Raw genomic sequence first — 14,986 nt, forward strand, 5'->3', positions numbered from 1 at the left:
CTTATTTTCCGATTTTTTCTATTGTCAAATTTCCTCCTGCTTTCAAATAATTCACGGAAGCTCTGCGCTGGTTGAAAACCGCCTGTGCATATTCCATTTCAGCCTGTTGCAGGTCGTTTTCCGCTTCTATCAACTGGGTTGATTTGATCAGCCCGACTTTGAATTCTTCGCTGGCTTGTTTCATCGCGTTGCCGGCAATTTCCATCGCTTTTGCTTTCTCCGCCAGCTGGTCTTCCGAAATCTGCACTTCGATTTGTGTTTTCTGAAGATTCAGATCCAGTTTTTCCTGCGCATCCCGCTGGTTGTTCTCCGCAATTCTCAGGTCGATTTTCGCTTTCTTCACGGATGAAATGCCTTCTCTTCCGTCAAAAACATTCCATTTCAAACCAATCCCTGCATTGACCAACGGAAAGATGTTCAGGTCGTTGAAACGGTAATCGAGTGGCTGCCCGGTCAGCATCAACGGATCTTTAGTTTGAATACGTCCGTTCAGCAAACCTGCATATCCGAGGGAAGCTGAAGCACCGATTTTCGGAACCCACCAGGTTTTCGCCGCTTTCAATTTGTATTGGTATGCTTCAATGGAATGACTCAAAGCCTGCAATTCCGGTTTGTTTGCCGCAGATTCCTGTTTTTCCGTCACCAACGTTTCCAGGTTCACGTCCAACTGTTCCAGGCGGTTCATTTCGATGTGTGTGATCACATGCAGTTGCAGCAATACCAATCGTCTTTTACCTTCGTATTCGCGCTGTTTTGCCTGAAGCTGCGACTGAGCCAGTTCTATTTTCTTCAGCTCGTAAGCAGTAATGATGCCGTATGAAAATGCTTTTTCTGCGGTCAATTTGTTTTCCAGCAGTCGTTTTTCTGCAGCATCCAGGACTTTTTTCACTTCTTTCAGCATTCCCAGCTGGTCGTAAGCCGTAAGCGTCTGACTCATGATTTCCTGTTTGTCTTTTTCCAGTAACACAGTTTGAGCTTCGATCTTAGCCTGGTTTGCTTTTTTGAGATTCGAAACCGCTCCACCGCCATAAAGCAAAACAGATGCTTTGGCATTGGTTGTAACAACCCAGGAACTCAGCTGGTAATTGTTTGTGTGTTCCGGTAGCGACAATCCCAGGCTGGGAAGCGCAAATGCCGGTGAAGTGAGGTTAAATGCGGAATACAAATAACCACCCTGCGCATCGATTTCTACTTTCGGCATGTAGGCGTCTTTGATTTTTTCCTGGTCAATTTTCGACAGTTCTACGTTCAATTCGCTGTTTTGAAGCGAGTGGTCAACTACCAGAGCACTGTCGAGAATTTCTTTTAATGAAGGGGCTGTCTGGGAAAAGGCCTGGGGCAAGATCAGTACCTGTATCGCAATCAGCGCCGCTTTCCAACTATTCTGTTTCATATTCTGTGAATTTGATGAAGCAAAGTTATGGGGGCAAAACCGGGTAAAAATTCACCTATGTGAAGTAATGCATCCGGAACACAGATTTCATTGCGGACAGGCGCGACAATAGCGGATGATTGTTCTTGTTCAATCATAGTGAATAGTGTAATCGTGGTGAAGGATAAGTTAAGTAAAATTCGCGAATCAATGCCCCGGATGAGCGCTTTTTATCTTAAACGTTGTTTCAAGAATAGTTACAGGTAACCTTTGAGATCGTTTCATTTTGAAAAATCCTGCACTAATTTAAGTGGTCATTTTCCGCAAATGCACAGATTAATTGCTCGCCTACTCCCGAAGAGTCGGGACAGGCTGGTCTCGCTTAAGTGGCGATACGTCGAGGCGGACGCCACAAACAATCAGTGCATTTTCGGAAAAGATAAAAGAGTGTTTACTAGTAGGTACTAAAATTATTAAGCCTCTGGATATATTTTGGTACTACCTATTCTAAATACATAATTCCCTCTAACGATCGCCTTGCACAAGACCTTAGAGTTACTTTATTTGTAAGAAACAACAATCTGAAAATTCACTGATTTTAAGCCAGATGTGCTCTTTCCACTAATAGAATTTGTTGACAATTTTTGCGCGGATACGGCTCAGGCTTTGGGGTTTTACACCGAGGTACGATGCGATGTGTTGCAAGGGCGCAGCTTTGAACAGTTCTTCCTGGTTGCGGATCAGGCGCAGATAGCGTGTTTCAAGGCTTTCTGCCTGGAATTCTTTCAGACGTTCCACCGCTTTGATGTAAGCTTTTTCAGCCATTTCGCGGGCAATGCGTTCAATCCGTGGATGTTCGTTGAACAAGGCCTCAATCTTTTCTTTTTCAAAGCGGAAAATACGTGTCGGTACAAGCGTTTCGAAATAGTGATTGCTCTGAATGCCCTGCAGGTAACTTTGGAAATCCACCCCGATTTCTCCGGGAAGAAAGAACGAATAGGTGAAATCATTCCCATCAATGATCCGGTAAGCACGCATCATTCCTTCTTCGATAAACAGGAAGTGATCAAAAACCCGGTCGGCATGAAAAATGATTTCGTGGGCTTTGTATTCTTTTTCCACTGCCAAACGGCACACCAATTCCTGTTCCTCTTCCGAGAGCTGAAATTCTTGCAGGAACATACGTAGTTTCGAATCCAAAGTAAAATTTTGAACTAAAGATAGGCATTTACCCTAAAGCACAAAAGAATTGCGTTCCACCGCTCCCACAAGGAGCTCGAACTCAAGAAGCAATCCATTGGAAGAAGAAAAATTCGGAATCCCTTGCTACCACTGGGCAAATAGACACAACTTGTCCCGCCACTGCGGGATGTCTATCCGTCTTTTTACCCGAATGGAGATTGGCTCCCGAAGCTCCAACTCAGCCCTCTTTCATCCCCTGCAAAACCCGCTGCTTCCGCTTCTCAAAATACGCTTCCAACGTGTGTTTCGAAAGCATGCAGACCACGATAATCAGCGGAATGGAAACGCCGTAATAGAAAACGCTTTCCCAGAAAATTCCCGACCCCGAAACAACCCCTTTCAGTAATTCGATTACCTGCGATAAGATCAACAAGTGGAACATGTAGATTCCGTAGGAAATCTCTCCCAGGTAAGAGAAAAAGCGGTTCTCGAGCGTAAACAGATTACGATCCACGACAGAAACACCGATAATCAGGTACAGGAACAATCCGTTTTGAATCAATGGCGCTACCATCGGATGATCAAACAGGAACGTCCAGATATTCCATTCGATATTGGCTCCAAACAGGATAAAAACCAGGATCAACCCATAGAAAAACACCTGGAAGGGAATGCGGTAAATCAGCAGATTGTTGATCCGGCTCCCGTAATGGAACACCCCATACGCTCCCAACCCGCCGATCGCCATTGCTTCGAACTGGTGAATCCGGATCAGATAGCTGAGCACCGGATGCAGGTACATATACGAATTGATCCCGATCAGGATGAGTTTAAAGGCAATCACTCCGAGCAGTAGTTTGAGCACGTGTTTTTTCAACCACTTAAACAACGGCGCCCAAATCAGGTAGAAAATCTCTTCCACCCCGATCGACCAAAGCGGTTCCAACAGGTTGCTTCCGAAAAAGAAATTGACCATTCCCGGAACGAAAAAAAGAAAATAATACCAGGTTTCCCCGATCGTATACGGCATTTTATACGGAATATGGAACCATTCAATGAAGAACGGCTGAATAATTGCCCCGATAATGACCATTAAAAAATACAACGGCCAAATCCGGAAAACGCGCTTCAAATAGAATTGTTTCACGGAAATATCATTCCTTTTCTCCCGCTCTTTCAACAACAAATACGTAATCAGGAAACCACTCAGAACAAAGAAGAAACTCACGGCGTGCTGCCCGTTTTCAAAGAGTCCGAAGTCTTTTAAATGCTTCAATTCATGATCTTTTCTCAAAGATTCGGCGTGATGAATCACTACGAGAAAAGCCGCTATAAACCGCAGCGTATTGAGTCCCTTGAAATGAGAAATTGCTTTGTAGTCTCTCATTCTTCCAGTTCGTTATCTTTGAAGGCAGAAGGAACCAGGTTCGGGATGATCTTCAAAACAATCGGTAAGAGCAAAGCGCCGCCGGGAAGCAGGAAAATAGCCAGTGCCGGCATTGATTTCACGATGTCCATAAACTGTGTTTTCACCTTTTCCTTTTCCTCTTTGCTGAGTTCTTCCGTTGCCGATTTACGGATCAAAAAAACCAATTCCTTGCTTTGCTTGATCTCCTGTGCCAGTTTGTCCTTGTTTCTCCCCAGGATTTTGATCCAGCGTCTGGAAACACTGTCGAGCATCTGTTCCATCGAATTCGAATCACTCAGGTAGGACACTTTCTGGTTATTTTCCAGTAAGAACTGATCCGTACAGTAAATCGCTTCATCGAGGTCTCGTTCCGAACAATTCATCCATCGTTTCAGCACCACCAGTGTTTCCTGTCCGGATTCCGGTGAATTCTGGTTCATGTGCATGGTCAGTACGGAAAGATCGAGTAAATAGCGCTTGAAATTCCAGGAATCTACCATATCGGACTTCAGTTCATTCAGGCTGATTCCTTCACGGAAACGCAACTTTGCCAGTTCTTTTTCATCCGAATCCAGGTCGGCGGAAAGCAAAAAGGTATTGAAGAGGTTTTTTTCATAATCCTGGATTACCCCATCCGAATAGGCCGCAATCGAGATGATTCCGAGCGCCAGCAAAGCCAGTTTCTGGTAATCCAGGGTCTGCTGCTTTTTATTCTTGAGGAAATCCTCAAACAAAATCACGTCCAGGTAGATGAACGAATTGTTGAAGTAACTCATCCAGGATTTCGTGCTCGTGAGGTTCTTGGGAACATCTACCCGTTTTTCGAGAATGCGTTCTACCCGCTCCGAAGCACTTTCTTTCAAGAAGAAGGTCAAAACGGAAGTCAGGGATTGAACCCGGTGTTTTTTATAGAAAACATTCAGATCGTCCAGGAATTCATCCGGCTTCAATTTAGCCTTTCCCAGGATGTTGTAATGCGTAAATAACAACGATTCGAACAAGAGCACAGTCAGCTGTTCGTCATGCGTCCATTTGGAGACATCCCAATCCTTTGCAAAGAGCAGTTTGGATGGGTAACCGAAGATAATTCCGGTCTGCGAAAGCGTGTAATGATTGAACTCAGCCCGCGTGAGATCCTCCGGTTTTTGCAGTTCAACGGACAGTTCACCTGACTCAATCAGCTGTAAATACTTGGCAATCCATCCTTTTGATCCCGGAGCAATCATGAAACAAAGTTACACATATTTAACATCGGTCACATGAAAATTTTCATTCAAAAAAAGCAGATTCCGGGATTTCTGTTTATATTTGTCTACTTATTCGATAGATTATATAGTTTACTAATTCTAAAAATAGATATTATGGCATTAAGACTCGGCGATACAGCACCAAACTTTACAGCGAAAACGAGTATCGGGGAAATCGACTTTCACCACTTCCTGGGAGATTCCTGGGGAATTTTGTTTTCACATCCGGCAGATTTTACTCCCGTTTGCACAACCGAACTCGGGACAACTGCCCGTTTGACCAATGAGTTCATTGCACGAAACACCAAGGTATTGGCACTTTCGGTTGACGGCGTAGATTCTCACCACGAATGGATCAAAGACATCAATGAAACGCAGGACACCCAGGTCAATTTCCCGATTATCGCGGATGAAGACCGCACGGTGGCGGAATTGTATGATATGATTCATCCGAATGCTTCTGCTACACTGACTGTACGTTCATTATTCATCATTGCACCGGACAAAACCGTGAAACTGATCATTACCTATCCGGCTTCTACAGGACGCAACTTCCAGGAAATCCTGCGTGTACTGGATTCGCTTCAATTAACGGCAAACTACAGCGTGGCTACGCCGGCAGACTGGAAACACGGAGAAGATGTAGTTGTTGTGAACTCAATCAAAACCGAAGACATTCCGGGTAAATTTCCGAAAGGATTCACAGAAGTAAAACCTTATTTACGTTTAACACCGCAACCCAATATCTGATGAAAGAAGAAGTAATAGGTGCAAACTGTCCGGTCAATGACAAACAGGTCAACGAGATCGTGGTCCGCATGATTGCCATGCAGGTTGTTTTCGTGGGATTAGCTGCCCTGTACTTCCAGAACCCGTTGATCTCCGGACTCTTACTCATTGATTTCGGATTGCGGGCTTTCGGCATGGGACAATGGTCTCCCCTGCGTTATGCTGCTCAAAAAACAGTAACACATTTCCAGTTAGGATATAAAGCTACGAATGAAGCCCCAAAACGATTTGCTGCAACAATAGGGTTCTTCGTCATTACCATCTTCACCGCTTTGCTGCTTTTCCAGTTTTTCGTTTCGGCAAGCATCGTTGGAGGAATCCTGCTTCTCTTTGCCAGTTTAGAAGCAGGATTTGGTATTTGCGTCGGATGCATCCTATACCAGAAATTAAGTTCGTGGGGATTTATTAAGGTTTCTTTGTAAACATTCTTTTTGCAAAGTAGCACAAAACAGAAAGGGACGCGATGTATCGCGTCCCTTTCTGTTTTTTTCTTTTTTTATTAGCTGATTAGCTCAACTTTCTTGCAACTTCCACTTCTTCGTAAGCTTCAACAAGGTCACCGATTTTGATATCGTTGAATTTATCAATGTTCAAACCACATTCGTAGTTGTTTTTCACTTCTCTTACATCGTCTTTGAAACGTTTCAATGACCCGAGTACTCCGGTATGGATCACGATTCCGTCGCGGATCACACGGATTTTCGACGTACGTTTGATCACTCCGTCCAGTACGTAACATCCGGCAATCGTACCCACCTTCGTAATATCGAATGTTTCGCGGATTTCCGCCGTTCCGATTACTTTCTCTTCGATATCCGGAGATAACATTCCTTCCATCGCCGCTTTCAATTCCTCGATCGCTTTGTAGATGACAGAGTACAAACGGATATCGATCTGCTCTTGTTCTGCCAGCTTGCGTGCCGAAACGGAAGGACGAACCTGGAAGCCGACGATGATTGCATCCGATGCAGAAGCAAGGTTCACATCTGCTTCTGTAATCGCACCAACTCCTTTGTGAACGATATTCACCTGGATTTCTTCTGTAGAAAGTCTAAGTAAGGAATCGGACAAGGCTTCGATAGATCCATCCACGTCTCCTTTTACGATCAGGTTCAATTCCTTGAAGTCTCCGATCGCCAAACGACGTCCGATCTCATCCAGCGTAATGTGTTTCGTCGTACGCAATCCTTGCTCACGGTACAACTGCTCACGTTTCGATGCGATGGATTTTGCTTCGCGCTCATCATCCATTACGTGGAATGAATCACCTGCAGAAGGCGCGCCGTTGATTCCCAAAACGGAAACCGGCTGAGACGGTCCTGCTTCTTTCAAAGCCACTCCTTTTTCATCGTGCATTGCACGTACGCGTCCGTAGTTTCTTCCTACCAGGATCACATCTCCGACACGCATTGTTCCTGCCTGAACCAGCATGTTTGTCACGTATCCTTTTCCTTTGTCCAAAGAGGATTCTACGACCGTACCCACTGCATTCTTGTTCGGATTTGCACGCAGGTTTAAAATCTCTGCTTCCAGTAATACTTTATCCAACAACGCGTCAATATTCAAATTCTGCTTCGCAGAGATTTCCTGACACTGGTATTTTCCACCCCACTCTTCTACCAGGATGTTCATCGCTGAGAGCTGCTCGCGGATTTTATCCGGATTTGCTCCCGGTTTGTCAATCTTGTTGATTGCAAACACCATCGGAACTCCTGCTGCCTGAGCGTGGGAGATTGCTTCTTTTGTTTGTGGCATTACATCGTCGTCTGCCGCTACAATGATAATCGCAACGTCGGTAATCTGAGCACCACGGGCACGCATCGCCGTAAAGGCTTCGTGACCCGGAGTATCGAGGAACGTCATTTTACGACCATCTTTCAGCGTCACGGAGTAAGATCCGATGTGCTGGGTAATTCCTCCTGCCTCACCCGCTGCAATGTTTGCGTTACGGATTTTATCCAGCAAGGATGTTTTACCGTGGTCAACGTGACCCATTACCGTAATGATCGGCGGTCTGTCAACCAAATCTTCTTCTTTATCTTCTACTTCCGGAATGGCATCCTGTACGTCTGCTGAAACGAATTCTGTTTCGAATCCGAATTCTTCCGCAACGATCTGGATGGTTTCCGCATCCAAACGCTGGTTGATGGAAGCGAAGATTCCCAATGACATACAAGCCGAAATGACCTGAGTCGGGGAAACACTCATCATCGCCGCCAATTCCGATACGGTTACGAATTCCGTCAGTTTCAAGATTTTTTCCTGCAACTCTGCCTCCATTTGCTCTAATTCACGGCGTTGTGCGCGGTCATCCCGTTTTGCACGACGGTTTTTAGATGCTTTGGATTTACCTCCCTGGGAAGATAAGCGAGCCAGTGTTTCTTTAATTTCTTTTTGGATATCCTGTTCTGAAACCTGTGGTTTATCGAACGTCGGACCTCCTTTTCGGAAGTTATTTCCTCCCGGACGGTTGAAGTTTCCACCAGGACGGTTTCCACCCTGGCCTCCTTGTCCGCCAGGACGATTTCCGCCTGGTCCTCCCTGACCACCCTGCGGGTTGGTTCCAGGAGTTTTAGCTACGTCAACTTTCTTAATGCGTTTGCGTTTCTTGCGGTCGTCTCCCGGACGTGAAGATCCCACTGATTTTGGTTTCTCTACCGGCAATTCGATTTTACCCAAGACCGTAGGTCCGGATAAACGCTGTCTTTCAACGCGGATTGTTTCTATTTCTTTCGGTGCCTCATCTGCAGGCGCCTTCGGTTGTTCTGTTTTTGGCTCCTCTTTCGGTGGTTGCGGAGTTTCTACTACCGGAGCTTTCGGGTAATCGCTCTTGTCAATCGGCCCATCCTCCTTCTTGCGTTTGTCGGGGCGGGTTTTGGTATTCAGTTTATCCAGGTCAATTTTCCCGATCACCTGAATTCCTCCGCTTTCATTTCCGGTTGAAGCTGCCGGTTTTTCCTCCGCTTTAACAGGTTCTTCAGCTGGTTTTTCAACAACAGGCTCCACTGGCACCGGAATTTCTTTTTTCTCTTCGGCCTTTGGAGTTTCCACTTTCGGAGTAACAACAGGGGTAGCTTTTACTTGTTCCAGTACGCTGTTATCAAAGTCGTCCTCGTCGTCATGAGCTTTCGGTTCGTCTTTGATATCGCGCAAAGTAATAGTCTCGCGTTTCTCTCTTTTAACCGCCGACATTTTGGATTGCTCCTTTAAATTCTGATCTGCGGCAAATTGAGTTCGCAACATGTCATACTGCTCCGGATCCAACTTCGTATTTGGATTGGAGTCAATAGTTTGCCCCTTCGATGCCAAAAAATCGACAATCGTAGAGATTCCTACATTTAACTCTCCTGCTGCTTTTCCTAAACGCTGTGTTTTACCAGACATATATTATTTGCTTCTTTTTAATTAGTGTTTCGTCTCCATGATGGATGGACGGAACTTTTTGCTGTGTAAAGATAGTTAGTGTTGGGCAGATTTAAGTGAAAATCGGTCAGGTATTTTTCTCCTGACCGAAATCACCAGTCTTTTTTTTATTCAAAAGAAGTGCTGTTTTCCAACACGAACCTTTGTTTTAGTTCAAGCTATTACTCAAATTCTGAGCGAAGAATACGCAATACCTCCTGGATTGTTTCTTCTTCCAGATCCGTACGCTGAACCAGGTCATCTACAGACAGTTCCAACACGGATTTCGCCGTATCACAACCAACAGCCTTCAATTCATCGAGAATCCAGCTATCGATTTCGTCTGCAAATTCTTCTAAGTCAACGTCTTCATTGTCTGATTCTCCGTCACGGAATACATCGATTTCGTATCCGGATAATCTTCCTGCCAAACGAATGTTGTATCCTCCTTTTCCGATCGCCAGGGAAACCTGATCCGGCTTTAAGAATACACTTGCACGCTTATCTTCCTCGTCGATCTCGATATTCGTGATCTTCGCAGGTGACAGCGCACGCTGAATGAACAATTTCGGGTTATTGGTGAAATTGATCACATCGATGTTTTCATTGCGCAGCTCGCGAACGATTCCGTGGATACGGGAACCTTTCATCCCTACACAAGCTCCAACCGGATCGATGCGGTCGTCATATGATTCTACAGCTACTTTTGCTCTTTCTCCCGGTTCGCGAACGATACGCTTGATGGTAATCAAACCGTCGAATACTTCCGGAACTTCCAGTTCGAACAAACGTTCCAGGAACTCCGGCGCGATACGGGAAAGGATAATAACAGGTGAACTGTTGCGCATATCCACTTTGGATACAACGGCACGGATCGATTCTCCTTTTTTGAAATAATCGGAAGGAATCTGTTCTGATTTCGGAAGGATCAACTCGTTGTTCTCATCATCCAATACCATGATTTCTTTCTTCCAAACCTGGTAAACCTCACCGGTAATAATTTCACCGATACGCTCTTTGTATTTCTTGTACAAGTGGTCTTTTTCCAGTTCCAGGATGCGGGAAATCAAGTTCTGACGCAATGACAGGATGTTTCTTCGTCCGAAGTCTGCAAAGCGGAATTCTTCCGATACCTCCTCACCGATCTCGAAGTCAGGCTCGATTTTGATAGCATCTGAATAAGCGATCTCCGTGTTCGGATCTTCTACTTCTCCATCCGCAACGATTTCTTTGTTCACGAAAATCTGAACGTCTCCCTTGTCGATGTTGACAATCACATCGATGTGCTCATCTGTGTTGAACTTTTTCTTCAACATTGCACGGAATACGTCTTCCAATACGTGTTGCATCGTTTGCTTGTCGATGCTCTTGAGTTCTTTGAACTCGGAAAACGATTCTACTAATTCCAAGCTGTTCATAGCTCCTTATTTAAATGAAATAACAATTTTTGCTTCGCTTATATCTGAAAAGGCGATCTTGTTTTCGATCACCACCAGTTCCTTTTTCTTTTTGCCTTCGATTGCCTGTTTTTCTTCGAGTTTCAGGGTAATTCCGGCTTCATCCACAGCAATCAGTGTTCCGGTTGTTTTCTCCTTTGATTTCAATTTCACATCCAGGTCGCGCCCCACATTCTTCACATACTGGGCATGTACGCGCAAAGGCTTATCCAAACCGGCAGAAGAAACATGCAGTTCAAAATCAGCCGCTTCGCGATCGAGGTTGTGCTCAATGTTGCGCGAAACCGACATACAATCTTCGATTGAAACGTTTCCTTCGGTTTTATCCAGTTCCAAACGGATCACGTTTGCAGGACTTACCGACAATTCCACGATGAACAACCGTTCGTCACGGTCTTTGATGCGTTCTTCAGCTAATTCTCTTACTTTTTGTTTTGAAATCATACGAGATAAAAAGAGGGGACTTTCGTCCCCTCATTCGGTCTAATTACTAAAATGTGATGCAAATATACGCAAATTTTATTGAAAACCAAATTTATATCGTTTTTAAAGTCCGACTACCAGACGTGCAACTTTGTATTTCTTCGTTTCATCATACGCCCGGAGAATATAGGTTCCGGCAGCAAGGTTTAAATCCATCTCGTTTTTGCCTGAAGGAATTCTGACCTGCTGTAAAAACCTGCCATCCATCGCATGAACAGATACCGATTCGATCTGTTCTTCCGATTTCCAGCTTAATTGCTGACCGGAAGCCAGCGGGTTAGGAAACACATCGAAGAATTCGCTCTCGTCTTTGTTCCATTCAGCGATTCCCACCGTGTTATTGGACGTGTAATCGATCCCTACCAGGTCGTTAACCGGTTGTCCGTTTACGTACATGTAATTCCCTGCAATCAGCAAATTCAATGAATCCAGGAGAAAATCATATACCTTTCCACCTGTGATCTCAATCTGTTTGAAACCTGAATCCAGCGATCCGTCTGCATTGAAGCGGAACACTTCATGATCCCCGAACACAAGCAGCTTGTTATCCGGCTGTAACTCCATTGCTGAAGGCTCCTGATCGTTGGCCGCAACATTGTATTCGCTTTGATAGGAAGCATCTGTCGTTCCATTTGCGTTCAGGCGGTAAATACGGTTTCCTCCGGGTGCTGAAAAGACGATTTTCCCGTCAGATTGCAAGGCAAACCCGGTAATGGTGGTTGAGAAGGAAAAATAATTGTAGCTGAACGAAGGATCTACCGAACCATTTGGCAGAATCCGGGTCACACCTCCCCAACGGGATGCAACGAGTATTTTTCCATCAGATAACTCGATAACGCTGTATACATCATTTCCACCCGCAGGAGTATATGGAGTAAAGGCCGGATCCAGCGTTCCATCGGATTCCAGTTTGTAAACCGCCTCGCCGGACCAGGATTGATAATCTCCGGCAATGATGATTTTCCCGCCGCTACCCAAAAGTATTTTGTATACCGGATACTGCAGACTGCATGAAAACGTATTATCAAGGCTTCCGTCTGTATTCAAACGAACCAGTTTCGGATAATAATCCTGGAAAGAGTTTTGGTAGTTTACCAGTACTTTTCCGTCCGGCTGCACCTCGATAGCGTTCACCACCACTCCATTCGGGAAATGCGCGTTGAATGCCGGATCAACGCTTCCGTCCATGTTCAATCTGACCAAACCATTGATGGTATCTCCGTTGAATTCCGTAAAGTCTCCGCTTACCAGGTATTGAGAAGTTCCATACTTCCTGATTACCTGAGAATTTCCATCTCCCAACAATGCAGAATGGCGGTGGCTTGCAGGAGGCGTGAAAAAGTTTTTATCCAGTGCATTGATTCCTGAAAACTTACAGAGACTTCGGGAGAAGCGCTCCAAAATCGCAGAGAAAATTCCACCCGCAATGAATGATCCGTCTGACATTTTTTCCAGCAGGTTGACTGTACCATCGGTATTCACTTTGAGTTGCTCAGACAAACTGACCTGGAGATTCCCATGATTATCCAGATACGCCATTTGCTTCACATTGTAAGATCCCTGGATGTCCAATCCGCCTGCAATGACCACATACCCGTTATAATCCATGCAGTCGACCAATGAACTGGTTTGCATTTCCGAACTGTTTTCAAAGGTCGTGTCAACGGTTCCATCCATATTGAGGCGCGCAATACATTGCGTCGGATGCCCGCCGTAGGAATAGAATTTCCCGCACATCAGGATTTTCCCGTCGTCCGTGAACTTTAATTTATTGATTCGTTTGTTGTTTCCCGCCGGGGTGTATACGTTAAACGTGACATCATATCCTCCGGAAGCAGTCAGTTTCATCAAAACGGTATTTCCGTCGCCACCTGCCAAAATACTTCCGTTGGGAAAGATCAATACACTGCTGAAATCACCGCCGGAAGTTGATATCGGCACAAAAGACTGATCCACCTGAAGGGCTGTCGTCAATCGAACCAATCCGTTCCTGGAAACACCGTTGAAGCTGGTAAAATATCCTGCTACGATCACTTTGTTGTCGGCGGCAACCTGAATGTCATAAATACTTGAAGAACTACCGACTCCTGTTCCGCTATAGCTCATATCCCGGGTTCCGTCGGCATTTAGCACCACGAAATTTCCGCAGCTGGTTCCGTCATAACTACTAAATTCTCCTCCGACCAGAATTTTACCGGAAGGTAGTTCGGCAAGAGCATACACTGTGTGTTCGCTGCTCATTCCCGAGTGAAAAGTATGATCAAAACTTCCGTCGGCATTCAATCGCGCAATTCCGGAAATTGCAAAGCCATTTACTTCGAGAAAGGTGCCTCCTACGAGGATTTTTCCATTGGAAAGTTCCAGTACTTTATACACCCTGTTGATTCCTTTCCCGTTACCAAATTTGGTGTAAAATCCAGCGTTAAAGGCGTTCAAGTCTGCCTGCGGAGTTGATTGGGCATGTCCGCTTGCTCCTTTTAAAAGGATTGCCAGACACAATATCCCTTGAAGAAAAATACGATTTAAGTGATTCATTCGTTTTTGTAAGTTTACAGAACAAAAGTAACAAAATGGCTGGCATAATTCATTGGAACAATCTTGTAATTCAGACAAAAGGCGCAGAACTCACTTTCCTTGGCAACAAAAACGACGAGAATATCCTTTGGTCGAAACAAACCGATCACTGGAATCGCACAGCGCCGCATCTCTTCCCGATTGTAGGACGATTAGTGGGCGATTCCTATTCGTTCAACGGGAAACACTACCCGCTTTCGCAGCATGGATTTGCCCGCGACCGGGAGTTTGAAGTCGTGGAGCAAACCGAAGCGTCTCTGCGCTTACGCCTGGTTTCTGACGCTCAATCGCTGGCTGTCTATCCGTTTTCATTTGTTTTCGAAGTAGTTTATACGCTTTCCGATTCCGGGATTACCATTCGCTGCGAAACACACAACACAGGCCAAGAAACCCTGTATTATTCCGTGGGCGGACATCCGGCGTTTCAACTCGACGAAGCGCTTGAAAACTATTACCTCGAGTTTGATCATGCGATTCAGCTGGAACGGGAGGATTTGGCAGGAAGTTATTTCTCCGGCGAAACTTCCTATTATGGCGTTTCGAATCATCTGAACCTAAGCAACGAACTTTTCGAAAAGGATGCTTTCGTCTTGAAGAATCCGCATTTTAAGTCCGTTTCATTGAAACACCACCACGATGGACGAACCATTGTTCGCTTAGCTTGTGAAAACTGGACAGCTGTTGGTTTCTGGACAAAAGAAGGGGCTCCGTTTTTATGCATCGAGCCTTGGTGGGGCTGGGCAGATCATGCAGATGCAAGTGGAAACCTGGAGGAAAAAGCGGGAATCAGAAGCTTGGGTCCGGGAGAGACAGAACGATTGGAATATTCGATTGAAACCGGAGAGTGCTCACATTGAAAACAATTAAAAAGCCATTCCGACTTCCCCTTCGAGAACATCATTACAGGGACTCACTACAAACCGCTCAATAAGCTTTTAAGGAATGAGGCTTAGTCTTGTACAGTTGGAACACTAGTGAAATCAGGGTTTTTACACCATTTTATACATTTGTAAAATGGGGTGGGATCGACTTGTTTCTGAATCGACAAAAGCCATCAAAACGATTGATCCGT

The 14,986-nt window shown here is 45.1% G+C and carries 11 protein-coding genes; 3 read left to right on the forward strand and 8 right to left on the reverse strand.

What is annotated here, in order from left to right:
- Position 1: 1 nt before the first annotated feature.
- The 4 genes from ABDV94_RS10675 to ABDV94_RS10690 form a co-directional block, all read right to left on the reverse strand.
- Positions 2-1,393, reverse strand: a complete 1,392-nt coding sequence (locus ABDV94_RS10675; RefSeq protein WP_343747163.1) for a TolC family protein — start codon at positions 1,391-1,393, stop codon at positions 2-4.
- 600 nt (positions 1,394-1,993) lie between these two features.
- Positions 1,994-2,572: a Crp/Fnr family transcriptional regulator gene (locus tag ABDV94_RS10680; protein ID WP_343747164.1), complete on the reverse strand. Its 579-nt coding sequence runs from the start codon at positions 2,570-2,572 to the stop codon at positions 1,994-1,996.
- A gap of 220 nt (positions 2,573-2,792) precedes the next feature.
- Complete coding sequence (locus ABDV94_RS10685; RefSeq protein ID WP_343747165.1) at positions 2,793-3,941, reverse strand: acyltransferase; 1,149 nt, start codon at positions 3,939-3,941, stop codon at positions 2,793-2,795.
- The gene (locus ABDV94_RS10690) at positions 3,938-5,188 is read right to left on the reverse strand and encodes an LETM1-related biofilm-associated protein (RefSeq protein ID WP_343747166.1); all 1,251 of its coding nucleotides are present in this window, start codon (positions 5,186-5,188) and stop codon (positions 3,938-3,940) included. The genes ABDV94_RS10685 and ABDV94_RS10690 overlap by 4 nt, the downstream gene beginning before the upstream one ends.
- A gap of 132 nt (positions 5,189-5,320) precedes the next feature.
- Here ABDV94_RS10690 and ABDV94_RS10695 point away from each other — a divergent pair, with 132 nt between their 5' ends.
- Both ABDV94_RS10695 and ABDV94_RS10700 read left to right on the forward strand, forming a co-directional pair.
- On the forward strand, positions 5,321-5,959 hold the full coding sequence (locus tag ABDV94_RS10695; protein WP_343747288.1) for a peroxiredoxin: 639 nt from the start codon (positions 5,321-5,323) through the stop codon (positions 5,957-5,959).
- The gene (locus ABDV94_RS10700) at positions 5,959-6,420 is read left to right on the forward strand and encodes a DUF4395 domain-containing protein (RefSeq protein ID WP_343747167.1); all 462 of its coding nucleotides are present in this window, start codon (positions 5,959-5,961) and stop codon (positions 6,418-6,420) included. Before ABDV94_RS10695 ends, ABDV94_RS10700 begins: the two co-directional genes overlap by 1 nt.
- Before the next feature lie 85 nt (positions 6,421-6,505).
- On the opposite strand, the gene infB is transcribed toward ABDV94_RS10700, so the two are convergent.
- From infB to ABDV94_RS10720, 4 genes are all read right to left on the reverse strand, one after another.
- Positions 6,506-9,382, reverse strand: a complete 2,877-nt coding sequence (infB, locus tag ABDV94_RS10705; protein WP_343747168.1) for a translation initiation factor IF-2 — start codon at positions 9,380-9,382, stop codon at positions 6,506-6,508.
- A 200-nt stretch (positions 9,383-9,582) separates the two neighbouring features.
- The gene (gene nusA / locus ABDV94_RS10710) at positions 9,583-10,818 is read right to left on the reverse strand and encodes a transcription termination factor NusA (RefSeq protein WP_343747169.1); all 1,236 of its coding nucleotides are present in this window, start codon (positions 10,816-10,818) and stop codon (positions 9,583-9,585) included.
- 6 nt (positions 10,819-10,824) lie between these two features.
- The gene (gene rimP / locus ABDV94_RS10715) at positions 10,825-11,301 is read right to left on the reverse strand and encodes a ribosome assembly cofactor RimP (RefSeq protein ID WP_343747170.1); all 477 of its coding nucleotides are present in this window, start codon (positions 11,299-11,301) and stop codon (positions 10,825-10,827) included.
- Between the two features lie 102 nt (positions 11,302-11,403).
- Positions 11,404-13,875 carry a T9SS type A sorting domain-containing protein gene (locus tag ABDV94_RS10720; protein WP_343747171.1) on the reverse strand — a complete coding sequence of 824 codons (2,472 nt, stop codon included), beginning with the start codon at positions 13,873-13,875 and terminating at the stop codon, positions 11,404-11,406.
- A 35-nt stretch (positions 13,876-13,910) separates the two neighbouring features.
- Here ABDV94_RS10720 and ABDV94_RS10725 point away from each other — a divergent pair, with 35 nt between their 5' ends.
- Positions 13,911-14,771 (forward strand): aldose 1-epimerase family protein, encoded by an 861-nt coding sequence (locus tag ABDV94_RS10725; RefSeq protein ID WP_343747172.1) that lies wholly within the window; start codon positions 13,911-13,913, stop codon positions 14,769-14,771.
- Positions 14,772-14,986: the final 215 nt, after the last annotated feature.

Origin of the sequence: Fluviicola sp. (assembly GCF_039596355.1) — a bacterium.
Lineage (GTDB): Bacteria > Bacteroidota > Bacteroidia > Flavobacteriales_D > Crocinitomicaceae > Fluviicola.